The sequence below is a fragment of the Burkholderia sp. AU45251 genome (assembly GCF_030482905.1).
Classification (GTDB): Bacteria; Pseudomonadota; Gammaproteobacteria; order Burkholderiales; family Burkholderiaceae; genus Burkholderia; species Burkholderia aenigmatica.
This window is the reverse complement of sequence record NZ_JAUJQH010000082.1, coordinates 1-802: the sequence shown is the minus strand read 5'-3', so window position 1 is coordinate 802 and position 802 is coordinate 1. Positions and strand designations below refer to the sequence as shown.

The 802-nt window shown below is 66.6% G+C and carries 1 protein-coding gene and 1 pseudogene; both read right to left on the bottom strand.

The window, feature by feature from the left end:
* Nucleotides 1-210 (bottom strand): annotated as a pseudogene (locus QZM67_RS39835) (putrescine ABC transporter permease PotH); the annotation flags it as partial.
* 10 nt (nucleotides 211-220) lie between these two features.
* On the bottom strand, nucleotides 221-802 hold a 582-nt coding region (locus tag QZM67_RS39830; protein WP_301811974.1), incomplete at its 5' end, for a TOBE domain-containing protein.

The window sequence follows — 802 nt, the reverse complement described above, 5'->3', positions numbered from 1 at the left end:
CTGGTCGGCGAAGCTGATCTTCAGCACCAGCACGAACGGCAGCGCGAAGAACACGGCCAGCCACAGGAACGGCACGCCGATCGCGACGCTGCGACCCGACGGCAGAAAACGCGACAGCGCGGCAAAGCGGCCCGGGCGGGCGCGGCCGGTGCCGGCGCTCGCGGCACCGGTCGGCACCGGCGCGGACGGATTGGAGGCGGAGGTTCTCATCGTGGCGTCCTCACTGCGTCAGCACGACGCCGCTGGCCGGCGACCACGACACGAACACGTCGTCGTTCCACGCCGGTGCGGTGTCGTTCATCAGGTGCGAGCTCGACAGGTTCGACACCACCGTCTTGCCGCTCGGCAAGCGCACGTGGTACAGCGAGTAGCTGCCCATGTACGCGATGTCGGTCACGACGCCGCGCGCCCAGTTGTGTTTCGAGCCCGGCTTCTCGCGCGACACGTGAATGCGCTCCGGGCGCACCGAGATGCCGACCGGCATCCCGAGCGGGCCCGTCACGCCGTGGCTCACGTACATGCGTGCTTCGAGATCGTCGCTTTCGACGAAGATGTGGTCGGGCTCGTCTTCAACCACGCGCCCTTCGAACAGGTTGGTCGAGCCGATGAATTCGGCCGAGAAGCGGCTGTTCGGAAACTCGTACACCTCGCCCGGCGCGCCGATCTGCACGATCTTGCCTTCGCTCATCACCGCGAGGCGGCTGGCCATCGTCATCGCCTCTTCCTGGTCGTGCGTGACCATCACGCAGGTCACGTCGACCTTCTCGATGATGTTCACGAGTTCGAGCTGGGTCTTCTGGCG